At 63.5% G+C, this 17,913-nt stretch carries 18 protein-coding genes; 9 read left to right on the top strand and 9 right to left on the bottom strand.

The genetic code is table 11. From position 1 onward, the window contains the following. Window positions 1–36: 36 nt before the first annotated feature. From AAE027_RS11550 to AAE027_RS11535, 4 genes are read right to left on the bottom strand one after another with little or no spacing between them, the layout of a single operon-like run. Complete coding sequence (locus tag AAE027_RS11550; RefSeq protein ID WP_370988133.1) at window positions 37–504, bottom strand: chemotaxis protein CheW; 468 nt, start codon at window positions 502–504, stop codon at window positions 37–39. Beyond that, a complete protein-coding gene (locus AAE027_RS11545; protein WP_370988132.1) occupies window positions 504–2,582 on the bottom strand; it encodes a chemotaxis protein CheA in 2,079 nt (692 codons plus the stop codon). The genes AAE027_RS11550 and AAE027_RS11545 overlap by 1 nt, the downstream gene beginning before the upstream one ends. Further along, complete coding sequence (locus AAE027_RS11540; RefSeq protein ID WP_370988131.1) at window positions 2,579–2,944, bottom strand: response regulator; 366 nt, start codon at window positions 2,942–2,944, stop codon at window positions 2,579–2,581. Before AAE027_RS11540 ends, AAE027_RS11545 begins: the two co-directional genes overlap by 4 nt. Next, window positions 2,944–3,267, bottom strand: a complete 324-nt coding sequence (locus tag AAE027_RS11535; RefSeq protein WP_370988130.1) for an STAS domain-containing protein — start codon at window positions 3,265–3,267, stop codon at window positions 2,944–2,946. The genes AAE027_RS11540 and AAE027_RS11535 overlap by 1 nt, the downstream gene beginning before the upstream one ends. Window positions 3,268–3,535: 268 nt before the next feature. On the opposite strand from AAE027_RS11535, the gene AAE027_RS11530 reads away from it, so the two are divergent. From AAE027_RS11530 to AAE027_RS11520, 3 genes are all read left to right on the top strand, one after another. Then, a complete protein-coding gene (locus tag AAE027_RS11530; protein ID WP_370988129.1) occupies window positions 3,536–4,588 on the top strand; it encodes an HD domain-containing phosphohydrolase in 1,053 nt (350 codons plus the stop codon). Window positions 4,589–4,717: 129 nt separating this feature from the next. Then, on the top strand, window positions 4,718–5,386 hold the full coding sequence (locus tag AAE027_RS11525; RefSeq protein ID WP_370988128.1) for a hypothetical protein: 669 nt from the start codon (window positions 4,718–4,720) through the stop codon (window positions 5,384–5,386). 17 nt (window positions 5,387–5,403) lie between these two features. Then, on the top strand, window positions 5,404–7,554 hold the full coding sequence (locus AAE027_RS11520) for a CHASE2 domain-containing protein (RefSeq protein ID WP_370988127.1): 2,151 nt from the start codon (window positions 5,404–5,406) through the stop codon (window positions 7,552–7,554). A gap of 56 nt (window positions 7,555–7,610) precedes the next feature. On the opposite strand, the gene pobA is transcribed toward AAE027_RS11520, so the two are convergent. Then, complete coding sequence (pobA, locus tag AAE027_RS11515; protein WP_370988126.1) at window positions 7,611–8,783, bottom strand: 4-hydroxybenzoate 3-monooxygenase; 1,173 nt, start codon at window positions 8,781–8,783, stop codon at window positions 7,611–7,613. Window positions 8,784–8,833: 50 nt separating this feature from the next. Here pobA and AAE027_RS11510 point away from each other — a divergent pair, with 50 nt between their 5' ends. Then, the gene (locus AAE027_RS11510; RefSeq protein WP_370988125.1) at window positions 8,834–9,739 is read left to right on the top strand and encodes a helix-turn-helix domain-containing protein; all 906 of its coding nucleotides are present in this window, start codon (window positions 8,834–8,836) and stop codon (window positions 9,737–9,739) included. A 33-nt stretch (window positions 9,740–9,772) separates the two neighbouring features. Here the strand turns inward: AAE027_RS11510 and AAE027_RS11505 are convergent, their stop codons facing one another. Beyond that, a complete protein-coding gene (locus AAE027_RS11505; RefSeq protein ID WP_091884380.1) occupies window positions 9,773–10,162 on the bottom strand; it encodes an SPW repeat protein in 390 nt (129 codons plus the stop codon). A 360-nt stretch (window positions 10,163–10,522) separates the two neighbouring features. Between AAE027_RS11505 and AAE027_RS11500 the strand changes: the two genes are divergently transcribed. Beyond that, the gene (locus tag AAE027_RS11500) at window positions 10,523–11,128 is read left to right on the top strand and encodes a LabA-like NYN domain-containing protein (RefSeq protein ID WP_370988250.1); all 606 of its coding nucleotides are present in this window, start codon (window positions 10,523–10,525) and stop codon (window positions 11,126–11,128) included. A gap of 21 nt (window positions 11,129–11,149) precedes the next feature. Here AAE027_RS11500 and pcaG read toward each other — a convergent pair whose 3' ends face one another. Together pcaG and pcaH are read right to left on the bottom strand one after the other, a co-directional pair. After that, a complete protein-coding gene (pcaG, locus tag AAE027_RS11495; RefSeq protein WP_370988124.1) occupies window positions 11,150–11,776 on the bottom strand; it encodes a protocatechuate 3,4-dioxygenase subunit alpha in 627 nt (208 codons plus the stop codon). A gap of 3 nt (window positions 11,777–11,779) precedes the next feature. Beyond that, on the bottom strand, window positions 11,780–12,568 hold the full coding sequence (pcaH, locus tag AAE027_RS11490) for a protocatechuate 3,4-dioxygenase subunit beta (RefSeq protein ID WP_128938215.1): 789 nt from the start codon (window positions 12,566–12,568) through the stop codon (window positions 11,780–11,782). A 105-nt stretch (window positions 12,569–12,673) separates the two neighbouring features. Between pcaH and AAE027_RS11485 the strand changes: the two genes are divergently transcribed. The 3 genes from AAE027_RS11485 to AAE027_RS11475 all read left to right on the top strand — a co-directional run bounded on the left by AAE027_RS11485 (window position 12,674) and on the right by AAE027_RS11475 (window position 16,629). Further along, window positions 12,674–13,591: a LysR family transcriptional regulator gene (locus AAE027_RS11485; protein ID WP_370988123.1), complete on the top strand. Its 918-nt coding sequence runs from the start codon at window positions 12,674–12,676 to the stop codon at window positions 13,589–13,591. A gap of 80 nt (window positions 13,592–13,671) precedes the next feature. Next, entirely contained in the window at window positions 13,672–14,976 is a 1,305-nt protein-coding gene (pncB, locus tag AAE027_RS11480; protein WP_128935797.1) for a nicotinate phosphoribosyltransferase, read from the top strand. 345 nt (window positions 14,977–15,321) lie between these two features. Next, on the top strand, window positions 15,322–16,629 hold the full coding sequence (locus AAE027_RS11475) for a GGDEF domain-containing protein (RefSeq protein WP_370988122.1): 1,308 nt from the start codon (window positions 15,322–15,324) through the stop codon (window positions 16,627–16,629). Between the two features lie 14 nt (window positions 16,630–16,643). Here AAE027_RS11475 and AAE027_RS11470 read toward each other — a convergent pair whose 3' ends face one another. Beyond that, a complete protein-coding gene (locus AAE027_RS11470; protein WP_370988121.1) occupies window positions 16,644–17,264 on the bottom strand; it encodes a TetR/AcrR family transcriptional regulator in 621 nt (206 codons plus the stop codon). Between the two features lie 51 nt (window positions 17,265–17,315). On the opposite strand from AAE027_RS11470, the gene AAE027_RS11465 reads away from it, so the two are divergent. Beyond that, on the top strand, window positions 17,316–17,582 hold the full coding sequence (locus tag AAE027_RS11465; protein ID WP_370988120.1) for a hypothetical protein: 267 nt from the start codon (window positions 17,316–17,318) through the stop codon (window positions 17,580–17,582). Window positions 17,583–17,913: the final 331 nt, after the last annotated feature.

Here is a 17,913-nt window from a genome sequence, read left to right as displayed (position 1 = left end):
GAGCCCCTACGATTAGAGCCTCGACTGGAGACCCGATCAATTCAGAATGCGTTCCATGTTCGGAACGATAACGAACTCTTCACGCCACTTGGTGATGAAACGGATGAACTCCGGCTTCCAGTGCATTCCAACGCGCGGCGTCTGCTGCACGTGCGCCTGGGAGATGTCGGTTACTTCGTAGACCTTGTCTGCGGTCACACCGACCAGCACGGGCTCGTTGTCGATCTCGATCTCGATGACGACGATTCTCGTGTCGGCCGAATTCTCAACCAGGGGCATCCCGAAGCGGATCCGCAGATCCGCAAGCGGGATGACGTTCCCGCGAACGTTGATCACGCTGCCCACGAAGGCTCTCGCGCCGGCGACTTTTGTTGCCGGAATGGGATCGATAATCTCGCGCACGAGGCCCGCGTCCAGCGCGAACTTCTCTTCGCCGAGGCCGATCATCACGACCTGCATGGCATCTGCGCCGGCGTCACCGCCCTGCAACGTCTCTCCGCTCATTATGCTGCCTCGCTGAGGTGCTGCTTTTCGATCCTGGACTGCGCCAGCGCGACGAGTTGGGCGACGTCGAGGATCAGCGCCGCCGTGCCGTCACCGAGGATGGTCGCGCCGGAGAAGATCGTGACGTCGGAGTGCAGCTTGGACAGCGACTTGATCACGGTCTGATGGTTACCGATGATCTGGTCAGCGACGAGTCCGACGCGGGTTTCGCCGGTCGAGATGATGATCGTCTTCTGATGCCGGTCCGGTGCACCGGATGCGGCCATGAGCTCGCGCAGGCGCAGGAAGGGGACGAGGTTGCCGCGCACGTTGAGGAAGCTGCGGCCGCGCGAGCGCTCGTCCTCGGCCGTCAGCTCGACGCATTCCTCCACCGCCGACAGCGGGATGATGTAGCGGCCTTCGCCGACGCGGATCAGGAGGCCCTCGATGATCGCGAGCGTGAGCGGCAGACGCAGCGTCACGGTGGTGCCCTGGCCCGGCCTGGTCGACAGGTCGATCGAGCCGCGCATGTTCTCGATGGTGCGCTTGACCACGTCCATGCCGACGCCGCGGCCGGACAGTGCCGAGATGGTCTGCGCGGTGGAGAAGCCGGGATGGAACAGGAACTGGTGGATCTCGTGGTCGGAGAGCGCAGCCCCAGCTGCAATCAGGCCCTGCTCTTCCGCCTTGGCGCGGATGCGCGCGGTGTTGAGGCCGCCGCCATTGTCCTTGACGGTGACGAGCACCTGCGCGCCGGAATGGACGGCGGCAAGCTCGATGCGGCCTTGCTCGGTCTTGCCGGCGGCAGTACGGGTCGCAGTGTCCTCGATGCCATGGTCGATAGCGTTGCGGATCAGGTGCACCAGAGGATCGGCGAGGCACTCGATCATGGTCTTGTCGAGCTCGGTGTCCTCGCCCGAGGTGACGAATTCGACCGGCTTCGACAGGTCGCGCGACAGATCGTGCACGAGGCGGCGGAAGCGGCCGAACAGCGAGCCGATCGGCACCATGCGCGCGCCCATCGTGGTGTCGCGCAAGGAGGACGCAAGGCGCTCGATCTCCTCGGCGATCATCTTGATCGAGAGGTCGGAGCCGGCAGCGGCGAGCTGGGTCAGCCGCGCCTGGGCGATGACAAGCTCGCCGACCCGATCCATCAGCTCGTCGAGGCGCTCGGCCTGGACGCGGACGGTGGCGATGCCGCGATCGTCGCGCTTGGCCTCGGCCTTCGCTTCCGGCTTGGATTCAGATTTCGGCTCCGCCTTTGCAACAGGCTGCTCGACGACCGGTGCGGCAGCAACCTCAACCGCCGGCGCAGGCATCTCGGCCACCGGGGCCGCGGGCTCCTCGTCGAGCAGCTGGAACAGCGGTACCGGGGCGGGCGCCTCAACGTGCTCCAGCGGCGAGAGCGTGAGCTTCATCTCATCTTGCACGAACATGAAGACGTCGTCGATCGCGTCCTTGTCGCAGGCCGCATGCAGCTTGACGTCCCACTTCAGATAGCAGTCTTCCGGCTCCATCTCGTCGAGGAACGGGATGCCGTCCGTGATCGGGACGACGAAGCAGGGGCCGAGCTTGCAGAGATCCTCCAGCAGATCGAGCGGGTTCGAGCCGTTGCGCAGGATATGCGATTCGAATTCCAGATAAAGGTGCCAGCCTGCCTGCTTGCGCTCGCCGGGGGCCAGCGGCGGCGCTTCGGCGATCTCGGCGACAGGCGCAGCAGGCTGATCGGACGAGACAAAGCGTCTGAGGTCGTCGAGAATGGCCTCGCCTATGATGTCGTCGGTCGACTGGGGATCCTCGATCAGCGCGCGGATATAGTCCTTGGCGGCGAGCGCGACCGAGATCAGCTCCTGCGTCGGCATGATCTCGCCCTTGCGGACGCGGTCGAACGCGGTCTCGAATTCATGGGTGAAGGAGGCGACCTTGTCGAAGCCGAACATGGCGCCCGAGCCCTTGATCGTGTGCAGGGCGCGAAAGGCGGAATCGACCAGCTCGCGGTCATCGGGACGCTGGCCGAGATCGAGCAAGGCCCCTTCGAGAACTTCGAAGAGCTCGCTGGCTTCCTGACGAAAAACCTCGGTCGGGTCCATCGCGGTCATGAGCGCACCAGTTTGGAGACGACGGCGAGCAACTGCTCGGGCTTGAACGGCTTGGTGATCCAGCCGGTGGCGCCGGCACTCTTCGCTTCCTGCTTGACCGCATCGTTGGATTCGGTGGTCAGGAAGACGATGGGCATGCCGACCGCGCCCGGCAGCTTGCGCAGCGCCCGGATCAGCTCCAGCCCGTTCATGACGGGCATATTGAGGTCGGTGATCACGAGGTCGAGCTTGCCGGCCTGCGCCTTGGCGAGGCCTTGGGCACCGTCGCCGGCCTCGATCACGCTGTGACCGGCCGGCTCGAGCACGACCTTGATCATCTGGCGAATGCTGGGGGAATCGTCGACCGTCAGAATCGTGGCCATTAGGCGCCATCTTTCTTTTGCGGAAAATGCTGATCGATCATCGCCTCGCTGGCAAAGCCGGCGCGGCGGAGGGTGTTGCGCAGAGACTGGGAAAACGAGGTCAGGACCACCGGACGCCCCTGGGCCGCGCCTGTCTTGGCGGTCGACAGCAGGAGCTGGATCGATGTCACGTCGGCTTTGTCGACGCTGGAGCAGTCGATTTCGAGCCGGTCCTGCCGGCCGAAGGCCTCGCGGATGAGGTCATAGACGCCGCGAATGGCCGCAATGCTGCAGTCGGCGGGCAACCGCAACGACCACTTCGGCTCCGTGGGATTGAGCGACATCGCTGGCCCCCGCCTTTGCTAAAATTTGCACTACACGTTTAACGAGAATCAGGTGAGCAAACCCCTAACGCGGCGGTCCGTACAACTACGGGTCACATTCCGTCACGGTTCGCGCAGTGCATGCAATCGTGCATAGCGTTCAAAAATCTCATGCGACGTGCGCATATCGCGACAATTTGGCTCAACCGGTGCATTTGCCTCGCGTTAAAGTTGATCGGGTTATGCCTTGGGTTCGTGCCTCCGCCAGCGAAGAGAGCTCCGGCCGCCGATGCTGACCCAAGCGCTTCTGGTTGATGACAGCCGTTCCGTCCTCAACTTCCTGAAACGTCATATCGAGGCTGAAGGTCTGGTCGAGGCCACCACCTTCCTCGATCCCGTCGAAGCGCTCGCCTGCGCGCAAGAACGCGTCTTCGATCTCGCACTGGTCGACTACGAGATGCCGCATATGGACGGCATCAGCTTCATCCGTGTCTTCCGCACCCTGCCCGGCTGCGCCGACATCCCGATCGGGATGATCACCTCGCGACAGACCGATGACCTCAAGATGGAAGCGCTGCAGGCCGGTGCGACCGATTTCCTGCCCAAGCAGCCGCAAAGCGTCGAGATGACGGTACGTCTGCGCAACTTGATTCAGCTTGGTGCAGCCGTGCGCAAGCTCAGCGATCGTGCCGCGCATCTGGCCAGCGACGTCGCGGCAGCAACACGAAAGCTCGGCGAGCGCGAGGAGGAGATCATCCTGCGGCTCGCGCTCGCGGTCGAATACCGCGACAACGACACCGGCGAGCACACCCTGAGAGTCGCCCGCTATAGCCGCATCATCGCCGAACAGCTCGACCTGCCGGCCCGGCTCTGCCGCGACATTTATCTGGCCGCGCCCCTGCACGACGTCGGCAAAGTCGCCATTCCCGACAATATCCTGCTCAAGCCCGGCAAGCTCACCGAGGAGGAGATGGCGGTGATCAGGACGCATGCAACGATCGGCGAGCGGATCCTGGCGGATTCCAGCTGCGAGCTGATCCGGCTCGGAGCACAAATTGCCGCAGGCCATCACGAGCGCTGGGACGGCGCGGGCTATCCGAACGGCCTCAGGGCGGACGCGATTCCGGTCGCCGCGCGCGTGGTCGCGGTCGCCGATGTCTTCGACGCCCTGACGACCCGTCGGCCCTATAAGGAGCCGATGCCGCTCGAGGTGGCGCGCAATTACCTGGTCGAGAACAAGGGTCGGCAGTTCGATCCGGCCTGCGTCGAGGCCTTCCTGTCGCGCTGGGACGAGGTGGTCGAGATCGCCGCGGGTCGGCTTGATACCCGATCGCCGATTTGAACCTGTTCCTGATAAGGTGCACCAATATCAGAGAGTGATTCTGGTCACACTTGCCTGGGCGCGCCGCTGCTAAGCATCGGACCGGGACGGGGACCGGCAAAGCATCGGTCGAACTGAATGAGAATACGCATGAGAAGCCTGATCGGCGCCCTTGTCGGCGCGTTCTGTGTTGCGGGCCCCGCCCTGGCGGAGACCCCGGCCGCAATCGTCGAGGATGTGCAAGGCAAGATCGACGGCGTCGAGTTCATGGATTATGTGGCGCCGGGCAAAATCATCAAGCTCGGGCCCAAGACCAGCATTACGCTCAGCTATCTCAAATCCTGCTTGCGCGAGACGATCAGCGAAGGCGTCGTCCTGGTCGGCACTGAACAGAGCACCGTGCAGCTCGGCGACGTGCAGCGCGCTAAGGTGCCATGTGATACCAAGGCGGCGCAGCTCTCCGAACGGGAGGCGAACCAGAGTGCCGCGACCACGTTCCGGACCATGCGGTCCGATGCCAAGGGCGCTCCGTCCAAGCTGCCGACGATCTATGGCGTTGCGCCGCTGGTCCAGGCCAAGAGCGGCAGCACGCTGGTGATCGAGCGCACCGACGGCAAGGAGCCCACGATCAGCGTGCCGCTCAAGAACGACGTCATGATCCGCGGCAAGTTCTATGACTTTGCCAAGGCCGGAAAGTCACTGACCCCGGGCGGCAGCTATCTCGCCATTCTCGGCGCCAAGCGTTACGCCTTCCAGGTCGACGCCAGCGCCACCGCGTCGCCCACCCCGGTGATCGGCCGCCTGTTGCGGCTCGAATAGACGGCCTCGACAACACGATGCGGCGGATCGGCAGGCGGGACATCGTTGCGGCGATCCTGATTGCGCTCCTCGCGGGCGCGATCGTCACGTCCCCGCCGCTCCAGATGCTGCAAGGTCTCTCGCTCGACATCCTCACGGCGATCCGCGGCAAGCTGGTCGGCGAGCGCCGCGAACCTGCGACGTCGCCTGTCGTCGTGGTGGCGATCGATGGAGAGACCTACGACACACCACCCTTCAAGGGATCGCCGACCCAGACCTGGACGCGCGAAATCGGCCGGGTGCTCGGCAGCATCACCGAGGGCGGCGCCAAGGTTATCGGCTTCGACGTGATCTTTCCGAGCTCGATCGAGCAGTCGGAGATTCCTTTCGGCGACATGGCGGTCGGCAGCCGCATGAAGGGATTTGACCGGGATTACCTGATCGCCCTGCGGCAAATCTCCGACAGCGGCAAACTGGTGCTCGGCGAAATCCTGAGCATCGATCATCCGGAAGTGCCCTATCGCGCACAGCAAGTGGCCGTGCGCAACACCATCCGCGCGCTCAATGTCTACACCGATCCCGACGACGTGATCCGCCGAATGCCGTTGAGCTTTGCCATCGAAGGCAGGTCGGTGCCCGCGATGGCGGTCGAGCTCGCTGCGCGTGCGCTTGGCGCAAAGCCCGAGATTGCGCCCTCCGGCGCGACCGAATTGTCCGGCTATGCGATCCCGAGCGCGATGCCGAATACAATGACGCTCAACTTTCGCGGGCTGGGACGCGACGTCCCGACCTTCTCCTTCGCCGACCTGCGCGCCTGCGTCGAGAAGGGCGATCGCGATTTCTTTCGCCGCGCCTTCGACGGCAAGGTCGTGCTGCTTGGCACGGTCCTGAATTTCGAGGACCGTAAGCTCACCTCGATGCGCCTGTCTGGCGGATATGACGGCACGCCGGCCGCGCGATGCGCCCTGCCCGCGCCGGAGCGTGGCGCGCAACGCCCGCGCAGCGATGTCGCCGGCGTCTTCGTGCACGCCACCGTCGTTCGCAACCTGATCGAACGCGATGCCGTCACCGAGCTCGGCTTTCCCGTGCGGAGCATTCTCACGATCGCGTTCGCCCTCGTCATCGCTTGCGCCGCCTGCATGCTTGCGCCGAGCGGCGCGCTGATTGCCTGGCTCGGCCTCACCGCCGTTTACGCCGCCGTGGCCGTCGGTGCGTTCGTTCACGCATTGGCACTGCCGCTGACCGAGCCTGCGCTCGCAAGCCTTGCGGCGCTCGCGATGATGATCGGCTACCGTTTCGTGCTGGCCGATCGCGACGAGCGCTTCCTGCGCAAGAGCTTTGCCCTCTATCTCGCCCCTGAAGTGATCAACACCATGGTTGCGTCCGGCAAGATGCCGGCGCTCGGCGGCGAGATGCGCAATGTCACCATGTTCTTCTCCGACCTCAGCGGCTTCTCCTCGATCGCGGAGACGATGACACCTGGCGAGCTTGTGACCTTGATGAACGAGTATCTGTCCGCCATGACCGACATCATCGAGGGCCATGGCGGCTATGTCGACAAATATATCGGCGATTCCATCGTCGCCATGTTCGGCGCTCCGGCCGACGATCCCGCACATGCGCGCAATGCCGTCCATGCCGCGCTGGAGTGCCACCAGAAGCTGGCGGAGCTCAATTCCGACAATCCCGCCTTCGCCGGCCACGGCCTCTCGCACCGTATCGGCCTCAACAGCGGCGAAGCCGTGGTCGGCAATATCGGCTCGCGCCGCCGCTTCAATTACACCGTGATGAGTGACACCGTGAACGTGGCCTCGCGGCTCGAGGGCGCCAACAAATATTACGGCACCGCGATCATGGTCTCCGAAACCACGATGGCGCAGACCGGCGACACCTTCGCCTGGCGCGAGCTCGATGCGATCAGGGTGATGGGACGCGGCGAAGCGATCAGGGTGTTCGAGCCGCTGGCGGAGAGGGGCGCAGAGAGCGCCGAGCAAACAAAGGTAGCCGCGGCGTATGCCGAAGGGCTGGCATGCTGGCGGGCGCGCGAGTTTCGCAAGGCGGCTGATGCGTTCGATGGCGTAGCGAAGATCGATCTGCCGTCGTCAATGTTCGCGGAGCGCGCCAGAACTCTTATCGCAAATACCCCGCCGCCGGATTGGACGCCGGTCAATACGCTGGAAGGGAAGTAGCAGTTGTTCACCCTCCCCTGGAGGGTCCCTGGAGGGGGAGGGTGAGAAGAGGGCGTCTAAAACGGCAGCCCCACATAATTCTCCGCGAGCAGGCGCTGCGCGGTCTCCGACGAGAGCAGATAGTCCAGCTCCGTCTGCTGAAGCCGATCCTCATATTCGAGCCGGTCGGGGAAGCGGTGCAGCAGCATCGTCATCCACCAGGAGAAGCGTTGCGCCTTCCAGATTCGCGCGAGCGCCTTGGCGGAATAGCCCTTGAGGCCGGAATCGTCGCCGTGCTGATAGTGCGCGAGCATGGCGTGGTAGAGGTAGTAGATGTCGGAGGCGGCGCTGTTCAGTCCGCGCGCGCCGGTCGGCGGCACGATGTGGGCGGCGTCTCCGGCGAGGAACAGGCGGCCATAGCTCATCGGTTCGGCCACGAAACTGCGCAAGGGCGCGATACTCTTTTCGATCGACGGACCCGTGATCAGGCGGCCGGCGACCTCAGCCGGCAGGCGCCGCTTCAGCTCGGCCCAGAACGCATCGTCGCTCCAGTCCTCCACCTTGTCGGTCAAGGGCACCTGGATGTAGTAGCGGCTCAACACCTGCGAGCGCAGCGAACAGAGCGCGAAGCCGCGCTCGTGCTTCACATAGATCAGTTCGGGCGCCACCGGTTTCGTGCGCGACAGCACCCCTAACCAGCCGAACGGATAAACCTTCTCATATTCGCGCAGCACGTCTTTCGGGATCGACTTGCGGCTGACGCCGTGAAAGCCGTCGGCGCCGACGATGTAGTCGCAATCGATACGAACGGTCTCGCCATTCGAACGATAGGTCACGTAGGGACGGTCCGACGTCAGATCGTGCGGCGTCACGTCCTCGGCATTGTGCACGACCTTGCCGCCGAGCCGGTCGCGCGCTTCGTAGAGGTCGCGCGTCAGCTCGGTCTGGCCGTAGACCAGCACCGAATTGCCGCCGGAATGCTTGTGCAGGTCAATCTGGGAGAGCATGCCGTCATGGGCGATCTCGAATCCCCGGTGGATCTCGCCCTCGCGGTCCATTCGCTCGCCGCACTGCGCCTCGCGCATCAGTTTTGCAAAACCGTGCTCGAGCACGCCGGCGCGGATCCGGGCCAGCACGTGGTCGCGGCTGTATTTCTCCAGCACGACGGTATCGATGCCCTTCAGATGCAGCAGCTGGGACAACAGCAGCCCGGATGGCCCGCCGCCGATGATACAGACCTGAACTTTCATTTTTGCGTCCTCCCGTCGGCGCTATTTTGCAGATTCAAAGCCGCAAACCGATGGAGGGTTTCGTCTTTGTCTTGTACTATTCGAACATGAGAAGCACAGCCCCTGCCCCGGCGATCCGGGTTTACAATCTCTTTGGCGAGTCCGGTGACCTGCCCGACGTCGTGCATTGCGAGACCATCGCCTCCCGCTCGGTGCTGCACGACTGGACACTGGCCGTGCACCGCCACGCCCGGTTGCACCAGGTGCTCCTGATCGAGCGCGGTGGCGGCGAGGCAACGCTGGACGGACGCGTGGTACCCTTGAGGCCGATGCAGATCGTCAACGTTCCGGTCGGACACGTCCACGGCTTCCGCTTCGTGCCCGATACCCAAGGATGGGTGCTGACCATCGCCGCGGAGATCCTGGACGAGGCGCTGCTCGCGGCCGAAGGTCTGCGCGGAGCCCTGTCGCAATCGGGCGTGGTGCGCGGCACGCCTCAGATCCGCGCCACCATGAAGCAGATCTTCGCCGAACACGCCGCCCGCGATTTCGGTCGCGCGCATGTGCTGCGCGCATTGTCGTCGGCCATGATCGGGCTCGTGGCGCGCGCGCTCACGAGCGAGAGCGGCGGCAACGGTTCAGCGGAAAGCGGATTGTTCCGCCGCTTCGAGGCGCTGCTGGAGCAGCATCATCTGGAGCGCTGGAGCGTCGCCGACTATGCCAATGCGCTGTCGGTGACGCCGACGCATCTCAACCGGATCACGCGGGCGGCGACCGGCGACACCGCCTCGCATCTGATCCTCAACCGGCTGATCCGCGAGGCGAGGCGCAACCTCGTCTACACCAACCTGCCGGTCTCGACGATTGCGTACGCGCTCGGCTTCGAGGATCCCGCCTATTTCAGCCGGGTTTATGCCGCTGCCACCGGGCTGTCGCCGCGCGCCTTCCGCGCGCAGCTCCATGGCAGCGAAAGCTGAGGCCCCGGATGCCAAACTTCCAGGCGTCGCATTCTACTCGCGCGCGCTTTCCTGCCTGCCATGGATCGGCTCTTCCTCGGGATGCCTCTTGTCGTAATGGAGGAAGAGATCGAGCAGCGCCAGAAGCACAATGACGATACCGAAGCCGATGCTGAGGTGCATCGCGCGTGTGTGCGGGAAGCCAAGCAACCAGGGCGACACGATGAGCCAAATGCCCATCAGAACGTTGAGCCACTCCTCCCAATCCCGATAGGCGATGATGGCAGCCAGCGACAGGATGCCGATGATCGCGCTCGTTACCCAGAGGTCGATCTTGCCCTGGCTGATCGTCAGCTTGAACAGCCACGGGGATATGAAGAGTACAGCGGCGAGAAACAGATTGTAGACGTCAGGGACAGTTTCGCGCTCTTGCAACCTGCTCATGACACACCTCGCAACGAGGATATGTTGGAGGAAGCATTCGCCAGCGCTTTGGTTCCCGATCAACGCGCTTCGCATGATAGACTTTGGTCGCAGGCCGTGGTTTGAGCCGACCTGCTCAATCCGGCGTCTTCGCAGCCACTTACCTTCGTATATAGGCCCTTTACCTCAGTACAATTGAGTGGGGCATGCGCGCGCTTTAGCGTGGCTGCATTCGGCGCCCTGGCGCTGGTGGCATGGAACCTCCCTGACCTTGGCGCAAGACGGCCACCCCTGTCTGGTCGTCTGCGCCGCCTTTTTCAGCAAGCCATCGGCGCCTTCAGTGTTTTCCGGCTTTTTTGCGGAACTGGAGATTTGTGCACAATGTCTTCTCTCGAGAAGATCGCACTCTTTATCGATGGCTCCAATCTCTACGCCACCTCCAAGGCGCTCGGCTTCGACATCGATTTCAGGCGGTTGCTCGGCGAATTTCAAAGCCGAGGTGCACTGTTGCGCGCCTTTTACTACACGACCGTCATTGAGGATCAGGAGTTTTCGTCAATCCGCCCGTTGATCGATTGGCTCGACTATAACGGATACACCGTCGTCACCAAGCTCACCAAGGAGTACGTCGACGCCACCACCGGCCGCCGCAAGGTGAAGGGCAGCATGGATGTCGACCTCGCCGTAAGAGCGATGGAGCTCGCCGAGCACGTCGATCAGATCGTCTTGTTCTCGGGCGACGGGGATTTTCGTTCGCTGGTGGAAGCCCTGCAGCGCCGCGGTGTCCGCGTGACTGTGGTCTCCACGCTCTCCACTCAGCCGCCCATGATCGCGGACGACCTGCGCCGACAGACGGACGTATTCATTGATTTGGCAGAGCTGAAGCCAAAAGTGGGGCGCGATCCCGCCGACCGGCCGCGCGAGCTGCGGCAGCCACCGCAATTCCTCACGCGCGGATCGATCAATCGGGGCGACCGGGTGGAATGATCCCGGGACGGCCGCCGCCCGTCACACGTCGAAGAACACCGTCTCCTCCGGCCCCTGCAAATTGATCGTGAAGGAATACACGATCTTGCCGGCGCGTTCGCTGCGCGTGGCAACCAGCGTCCTGCGGCGCACCGGCGGCTCGATCAGGTTGAGTACGGGGTCGGCGGCATTGGCGGCCTCTTCATCCGAGAAATAGAGCCGCGTGTTCAAGCCGATGTTGATGCCGCGCGCGACGATCCAGACATTGACATGCGGCGCGCATTTGCGGCCCGCCTTGTCGATGATGGCACCGGGCTTGATCGTTTCGAAGCTGACGAGGCCGCTGTCGAAGTCGGAGCCGGCGCGGCCCCAACCACGAAACTCCTGCTCCAGCGCACCCGCCGAGCGGTCGGCCGAGTGGTTGTAGCGGCCGGCGGCATTGGCCTGCCAGATCTCCAGCAGCACGTCGCGCAGCGGCGTGCCGGTACCATCGAGGACCCTGCCTTCCAGCGTGATACGTTCGCCCTTGGTGTTCGGCGTCACCAGGACATTCGAAAAGTTCTTCTCGAAGATGTCGAAGCCGGCCATTGCCGGGATCAGACCGATATGAACGTAGGGACCGGCGGTTTGCGAGGCCGTTTCCTTGAGGTAGTTGAGCGGCTGCGGCATTGCTCAGTTTCCTTCGGAGCGATTTTCGAAATAAGTGGAGCGCTGGCCGCGCAGCACGATGTCGAAGCGGTAGGCGAGCGAGTCGAAGGGCGTGGAGGCGTTGAGATCGAGCGGCGCCACGAGGCGGTCGAGCGCGTCCTTGTCCGGGATCGTCGTCAGGATCGGGCAGACCGGGATCAAGGGATCACCCTCGAAATACATCTGCGTGATCAGCCGCTGCGCAAAACCGGAGCCGAACACCGAGAAGTGGATGTGGGCGGGGCGCCAGCTGTTGACGTAGTTGCGCCAGGGATAGGGCCCGGGCTTCACGGTGCGGAAATAGTAGTAGCCGGTGTCATCGGTCAGCGCGCGGCCGCAGCCGCCGAAATTGGGATCGATCGGCGCCAGATAGGTGTCCTTCTTGTGCCGGTAGCGGCCTCCGGCATTGGCCTGCCAGAACTCGACCAGCGTGTTCGGCACGCCGCGGCCGGTCTCATCCAGCACACGGCCGTGGACGATGATGCGTTCGCCGACGGGATCGCCGTCCTTGGCGTAGTTGCGGATCAAATCATTGTCGAGCGGCCCGAGATCGTTATGGCCGAACACCGGCCCCGTGATCTCCGAGACCGAGTTCTCCAGCGACAGCAATGCCTGGCGCGGCGAACGCAGCACCGAGGACTTGTAGCCGGGTGCGTGCGCCGGCGGATGGATCGAACGGTCGCGCTGGAAGAAGCCGCCATCGCGGGGCGTGAACGGCTCGGGACGGTTGAGGCGGGGATCCTGCAAGGCTGCGAATGGAGCCTGGGCATTCATCGGCGTTGTCTCTCCCTTGGCGCCCCGGGGTCCGGGGGCGCGGCTTATCGGGAGATCATGAGCCGGTCTATTCCACAGATAAATAGATCGATTATAATATATTGCATGAAAGAAATCGATCATTTGGCCCTCGATGGCCACGCCCTCGAGCTGTTCCTGGCCGTGCTGGAGGAAGGCTCGGTGACGGCGGCCGCCACGCGGCTCGGCCTGACGCAATCCGCCGTCAGCCACGCCCTGAACAAGCTGCGGCGGATCGCGGGCGATCCGCTGTTCGCCAAATCCGGCCGCGGCATCGTCGCCACGGCGCACGCCCAGGCCCTCGCGGCGAAGGCGCGCGCGCTGATCGACGAGATGCGCAGCTTCGCCGGCGGCGTCGCTTTCGCGCCGGCGCAGGCCCAGCTATCGCTAACGATCGCCGCCAATGACTTCCAGCGCGACCTGCTGCTGCCACGGTTCTTCGATCATGTCGCCGCGCAAGTGAAGAGCTTGAACCTGCGCGTGATCCCCTCGCAGTCGCCGTCGCCTGCGATGCTGCGCGAAAACCGCTGCGATCTGCTGATCACGCCGTTGCCGCCCGCCGGCGTCGACATCGTGCAGAAGCGGCTGCTGAGAGATCATTACGTCTGCTATTACGACGCCAAAGCGCGTGCCGCGCCAAGCGGCCGTGGCGCCTATCTCGCCGCGCGCCACATCACGGTCGTCTACACCGACAACGAGCGGCTCGACTTCGACCGTCGCCTGGCAGCCAATGGCTTCCACCGCGATATCGCCATCTCCGTGCCGAGCTTCTCCGGCGTGCCATCGTTCCTGCGCGGCTCGCAAATGCTTGCGAGCATGCCGAGCCTGCTGGCGCCTGGCGTCATGCTGGGCTTCGCCCACGTGCGAATTCCGCTGGCCTCGCGCACACAGACACTGGCCGAGCTGCCGATGTTTATGGTCTGGCACCAGCGCTACCAGAAGGATCCGGCCCATCGCTGGATCAGGAATCAACTCGAGACTGTCGCGGCGACGGCCGCCGCCTGAGCGACGGGCCGCGGCCTGCGAAAACCTGATTCCCGCCAAACCCACTGGTTGCGCAAGGGGAGCCACGCTAAAATCCGCCCATGACCGTGACCGACATTGCGAGCCGAACCTACAATCACAGCTGGCGGCTGGATCCCATCATCCGCAGCCTGCTTGATACCGATTTCTACAAGCTGTTGATGTTACAAATGATTCGGGAGGATTACCCGGATCAGCAGGTGACCTTCTCGGTCATCAACCGCTCGCGCCATGTGCGTCTCGCCGAGATCATCGACGAGGGCGAGCTGCGCGCCCAGCTCGACCATGCCCGCACCATCCGTTTCTCCAAGAAGGAGCTGATCTGGCTTGCCGGTAACACCTTCTACGGCAAGACCCACATGTTCTCGGCGGACTTCATCCGCTGGCTAGCCGAATTCCGCTTGCCCGAATACGAGCTGCGCAAGGTCGAAGGCCAGTACGAGCTGCATTTCCACGGCCCCTGGACCCACACCACCATGTGGGAGATTCCGGCACTCGCGATCCTCAACGAGCTGCGCTCGCGCGCAGCAATGAAGGACCGCGGCCGCTTCGAGCTCGACGTGCTCTACGCCCGCGCCAAGGCCAAGCTGTGGACCAAGGTGGAGCGGCTGCGCAAGCTGGAGAATTTGCGGCTGTCCGACTTCGGCACCCGTCGGCGCCACGGCTTCCTCTGGCAGCGCTGGTGCGTGGAGGCGGTGAAGGAAGGCCTCGGCTCGTCCTTCATCGGCACCTCCAACGTGCTGCTCGCGATGGACAACGATCTCGAAGCCATCGGCACCAACGCGCATGAACTGCCGATGGTCGCGGCCGCGCTCGCCAGGGACGACGAGGAATTGCGCTGGGCGCCGTATCGCATCCTCGACCAGTGGCGCCAGACCTATGGCGGCAATCTCCTGATCGCACTGCCCGACGCCTTCGGCACGAAAGCCTTCCTGCGCGATGCGCCGGAATGGGTCGCCGACTGGACCGGCTTCCGCCCCGACAGCGCGCCGCCGATCCAGGCCGGCGAGGAGATCGTCGCCTGGTGGAAGAAGAAGGGCCGCAATCCCAAGGACAAGCTGCTCGTCTTCTCCGACGCGATGGACGTCGGCTCGATCGAGGAGACCTATCACCACTTCGCCGGCCGTGTGCGGCTCTCGTTCGGCTGGGGCACCAACCTCACCAACGACTTCGTCGGCTGCGCGCCGGACGGCTCGTTCAATCTCGATCCCATCTCGCTGGTCTGCAAGGTGTCGTCGGTCGACGGCCAGCCGGCCGTCAAGCTCTCCGACAATCCGGAGAAAGCGACCGGCCTGCCCTCGGAGATCGAGCGTTACCTGCGCGTGTTCGGCGATGCCGGCCGCGTGCGCAAGCCGGTGCTGGTCTAAAGCGCGATAAGATCAGGATGAATCGTCATCGCGCTTTAGGTTATTGTTTGAGCATGATCTTTTCGCAAAACCGCTGCACACTTTTCCGGATCAATGCTCTAGCAGCGAACTGGACTCCTCTCGATCGGGTAAACGGCGCACGATGAATGCGAAGCATTGGTTCGCCGATGCCGCACCAGTTCCGATTGACCGGTATTTGACGCGATCTGCGCGCATCCACTTCACAGCGCCTTCACCGTGCGGCGCAGTCGCTCGCGTTTTCAGGTCGAGTTAAGACATTCTGCTCTACTTCGCGTTGTAGGCCAACGCTCCGCTGGGATCGTTGATCGATTTGGGGAACGCAGGGTGTTTCGCAGAACAGCGACGTCGACGAAGGGACACAGTTTCCTTCACGTCATCAAGCTCGTCTCGCCTTTCGTGATGGTCGTCCTGCTCCAGGCGGCGATCGCGGGATTCAGCCTCGAGGTGATGTCATCGGTCCGCGCCTATGTTGCAGGGGAAGCATTGTGGTCGCGCTCGCAGAAGAACGCCGTCTATTTCCTCCATCGCTACCTGCATTCGGGCGAGGCAAGCCAGTTCGCGCAATACCGGGCCGCGCTCGCCGTTCCCATTGGCGACGAATTCGCGCGCTGGGCGCTCGAGCGCGATCCGGTCGACGTCGAGGTCGCCCGCATCGGCTTCCTGCAAGGCGGCAACCATCCCGATGACGTTCCGGGACTGATCTGGCTGTTTCGCTACTTCAACCGCGTCAGCTTCCTCCAGGAAGCGATTCGCGAATGGGCTGCCACCGATCCGATGCTGCTGGAGCTCAGCGTGTTCGGCGAGGTGATCCGGTCCGAGCTGGAGAACGGCCCCATTCAAGACGACGACCGCCTGCAATTCCTGTCGTCGCACCTCTCGGATCTCAACACTCAATTCACGGTGCACGCCAAGCGGTTCTCCACTGTCCTCGGTGAAGGCTCCCGTGCCATCAAGCTGACGCTGACTTGCATCAACATCGTCACCGCCGCGACGCTGATCCTGCTCCTGATCTGGCATACGCGGCGATTGGTGCTGCAGCGACAGGCATTCGAGGATGCCTTGCACGCCGAGAAGGAGCGCTTGGCCTGGCAGGCGTCGCACGACTGGCTGACCGGCCTGTCCAACCGCCGCGCCTTCGAGGCGCGTCTGCAAAGCGAGCTGGACAATAGTGCGGCGGGTTCGCTCGGCCTGATCCTGATCGACCTCGACCAGTTCAAGAGCGTCAACGACAGCTGCGGTCATCTCGCCGGCGACCGCCTGCTCTGCCAGATCTCGCGCCTCCTGCAACAGGACCGGCATGCGCATGATCAGGTGGCCCGGCTCGGCGGTGACGAATTCGGCCTGATCCTGCCGCGGTGCCCGCCCTCGAAAGCCGTCGATATCGCCGAACGGCTGCGCCGATCGTTCGAACTGTTCAATTTCGCCTGGGACGACCGTTGCTTTGCGGTGACCGCCAGCATCGGCGTTGCCTGCATCGCCGATCGCAACACCACGCTCGAGGACGCGATGCGGCGTGCGGATGCAGCCTGCTATCGCGCCAAGGAAAAGGGACGTAACCGGGTTCAGGTCGACGGCGGGAGACCGGATGTCGTCGTCGTGTCAGCCCGGCCACGCGAAGCTGCGCGCGCTTGACGCTGCCCGCCCCGTCACCGCCGAGGCAAAATGCCGAGGCCGGCGAGATGGGCGTCAACAAATTGTTCGATCTGCTGGCGCAGCATCTGCGGCGGCACGGCCACCATGCGCTCCTCGAGGCCGAGCGAGATGATTCCATGCACGGCGGAAAACAGCGTGCGCGACAACAGCGCGATCTTCACGTCATCCGCATCCGGCAATAGCCGCACCAGCGGTGGATGCATCAGCGCGAAGGCGTCCATGACCATCTGAAGGATGTCGTCGGGATAAGGACGATCGTCCTCCATCCGATGCTCGAACAGCGAGCGCAGCAGATTGGCGTGCTCGGCAAAGAAGTCGAGATAGGTCGCGGCAAGCCCATAGAGCTGGCGAACGGGATCCTCGGTGGGAACTCCGCGCAGCCGCGCCGTGAGCGCCTGAACCGTCTCCCGATTGACGGTCAGGATCACCCCATCGAAGTCGCCGAACTCGTTATAGACGCTGCCGACCGAGCAGCGGGCAGCCTCCGCGACATCCCGAACCTTCAATGATCTCAGCCCCTTACCGGAAATGATGCCGCGGGCGATCTCCACGATCTGAAGCCGTCGCCGATTTTTTTTTCGCCCGCGCAGCGATTCTTCTTGAACATTGTTCATTTTCAAGCTACTCATGTGAACATTGTTCAAATTAACCCGGAGACCTGCAAAATGCAAACCCTCGCTGTTGATATCGCCGCCACGTTCGTCGATGACGCCGCAGCTCTCGTGACCGGCTTTGGCCGGGCCCTGTTGCGGTTCGCCATGGCCCCGATCGATCGCATCGCAAATGCCTGCGACATCGCCGGCGTGCTCACCGAGCGGCGCGCGACCTTCCGGATGTGGCGGAAGAGCCGTGCCCGTGCTCGTCACGAGGGCCGCCGGTTCAGCCTGCTCGGCCGCCTCTCGCCCTTTCGCCACCTCGCCCATCTCACCTGAGACGGGCGCAGCCGACACGTTCCGATCGGTTCGAATGCAATATCCGGTTGCAATAAAGGACTCACCATGTCCCGACATTCGCAACCGACACCGCGGCGCTAGACAATGCGGTTCAGCTTTTCCTCACCGCTGGGCCGATATCCCGACAAGGCGTTTCCGGCCGAACCTGGCCGCGATCAGATATTTGCGAACCTAACAAGACCACTTGGAGACCAACAGGATCGGAGGGATCGAGGGGACAAAGCAGGCCGGCAACCGTCGTCACCCTGCAATCGTTCGTCCCATACCTTCCGGTCGTGACGCTTCACAGACAACGTAACGAACCTCAGGC

This window comes from Bradyrhizobium sp. DN3 (assembly GCF_041357655.1).
Taxonomy (GTDB): domain Bacteria; phylum Pseudomonadota; class Alphaproteobacteria; order Rhizobiales; family Xanthobacteraceae; genus Bradyrhizobium.
The sequence above is the reverse complement of the archived record's forward strand: the minus strand, read 5'-3'. Positions and strand labels throughout refer to the sequence as shown.

Excerpts from the sequence above, each read along its gene's own strand:
- AAE027_RS11485 (WP_370988123.1), top strand. The coding sequence starts at position 12,674 with ATGAAAGAAATCGATCATTTGGCCCTCGATGGCCACGCCCTCGAGCTG.
- AAE027_RS11510 (WP_370988125.1), top strand. The coding sequence starts at position 8,834 with ATGGAGGGTTTCGTCTTTGTCTTGTACTATTCGAACATGAGAAGCACA.
- AAE027_RS11465 (WP_370988120.1), top strand. The coding sequence starts at position 17,316 with ATGCAAACCCTCGCTGTTGATATCGCCGCCACGTTCGTCGATGACGCC.
- AAE027_RS11500 (WP_370988250.1), top strand. The coding sequence starts at position 10,523 with ATGTCTTCTCTCGAGAAGATCGCACTCTTTATCGATGGCTCCAATCTC.
- AAE027_RS11530 (WP_370988129.1), top strand. The coding sequence starts at position 3,536 with ATGCTGACCCAAGCGCTTCTGGTTGATGACAGCCGTTCCGTCCTCAAC.
- pcaG (WP_370988124.1), bottom strand. The coding sequence starts at position 11,776 with ATGCCGCAGCCGCTCAACTACCTCAAGGAAACGGCCTCGCAAACCGCC.
- AAE027_RS11540 (WP_370988131.1), bottom strand. The coding sequence starts at position 2,944 with ATGGCCACGATTCTGACGGTCGACGATTCCCCCAGCATTCGCCAGATG.
- pobA (WP_370988126.1), bottom strand. The coding sequence starts at position 8,783 with ATGAAAGTTCAGGTCTGTATCATCGGCGGCGGGCCATCCGGGCTGCTG.
- AAE027_RS11470 (WP_370988121.1), bottom strand. The coding sequence starts at position 17,264 with ATGAACAATGTTCAAGAAGAATCGCTGCGCGGGCGAAAAAAAAATCGG.
- AAE027_RS11505 (WP_091884380.1), bottom strand. The coding sequence starts at position 10,162 with ATGAGCAGGTTGCAAGAGCGCGAAACTGTCCCTGACGTCTACAATCTG.
- AAE027_RS11520 (WP_370988127.1), top strand. The coding sequence starts at position 5,404 with ATGCGGCGGATCGGCAGGCGGGACATCGTTGCGGCGATCCTGATTGCG.
- AAE027_RS11545 (WP_370988132.1), bottom strand. The coding sequence starts at position 2,582 with ATGACCGCGATGGACCCGACCGAGGTTTTTCGTCAGGAAGCCAGCGAG.
- AAE027_RS11535 (WP_370988130.1), bottom strand. The coding sequence starts at position 3,267 with ATGTCGCTCAATCCCACGGAGCCGAAGTGGTCGTTGCGGTTGCCCGCC.
- AAE027_RS11550 (WP_370988133.1), bottom strand. The coding sequence starts at position 504 with ATGAGCGGAGAGACGTTGCAGGGCGGTGACGCCGGCGCAGATGCCATG.
- AAE027_RS11525 (WP_370988128.1), top strand. The coding sequence starts at position 4,718 with ATGAGAAGCCTGATCGGCGCCCTTGTCGGCGCGTTCTGTGTTGCGGGC.
- pncB (WP_128935797.1), top strand. The coding sequence starts at position 13,672 with ATGACCGTGACCGACATTGCGAGCCGAACCTACAATCACAGCTGGCGG.
- pcaH (WP_128938215.1), bottom strand. The coding sequence starts at position 12,568 with ATGAATGCCCAGGCTCCATTCGCAGCCTTGCAGGATCCCCGCCTCAAC.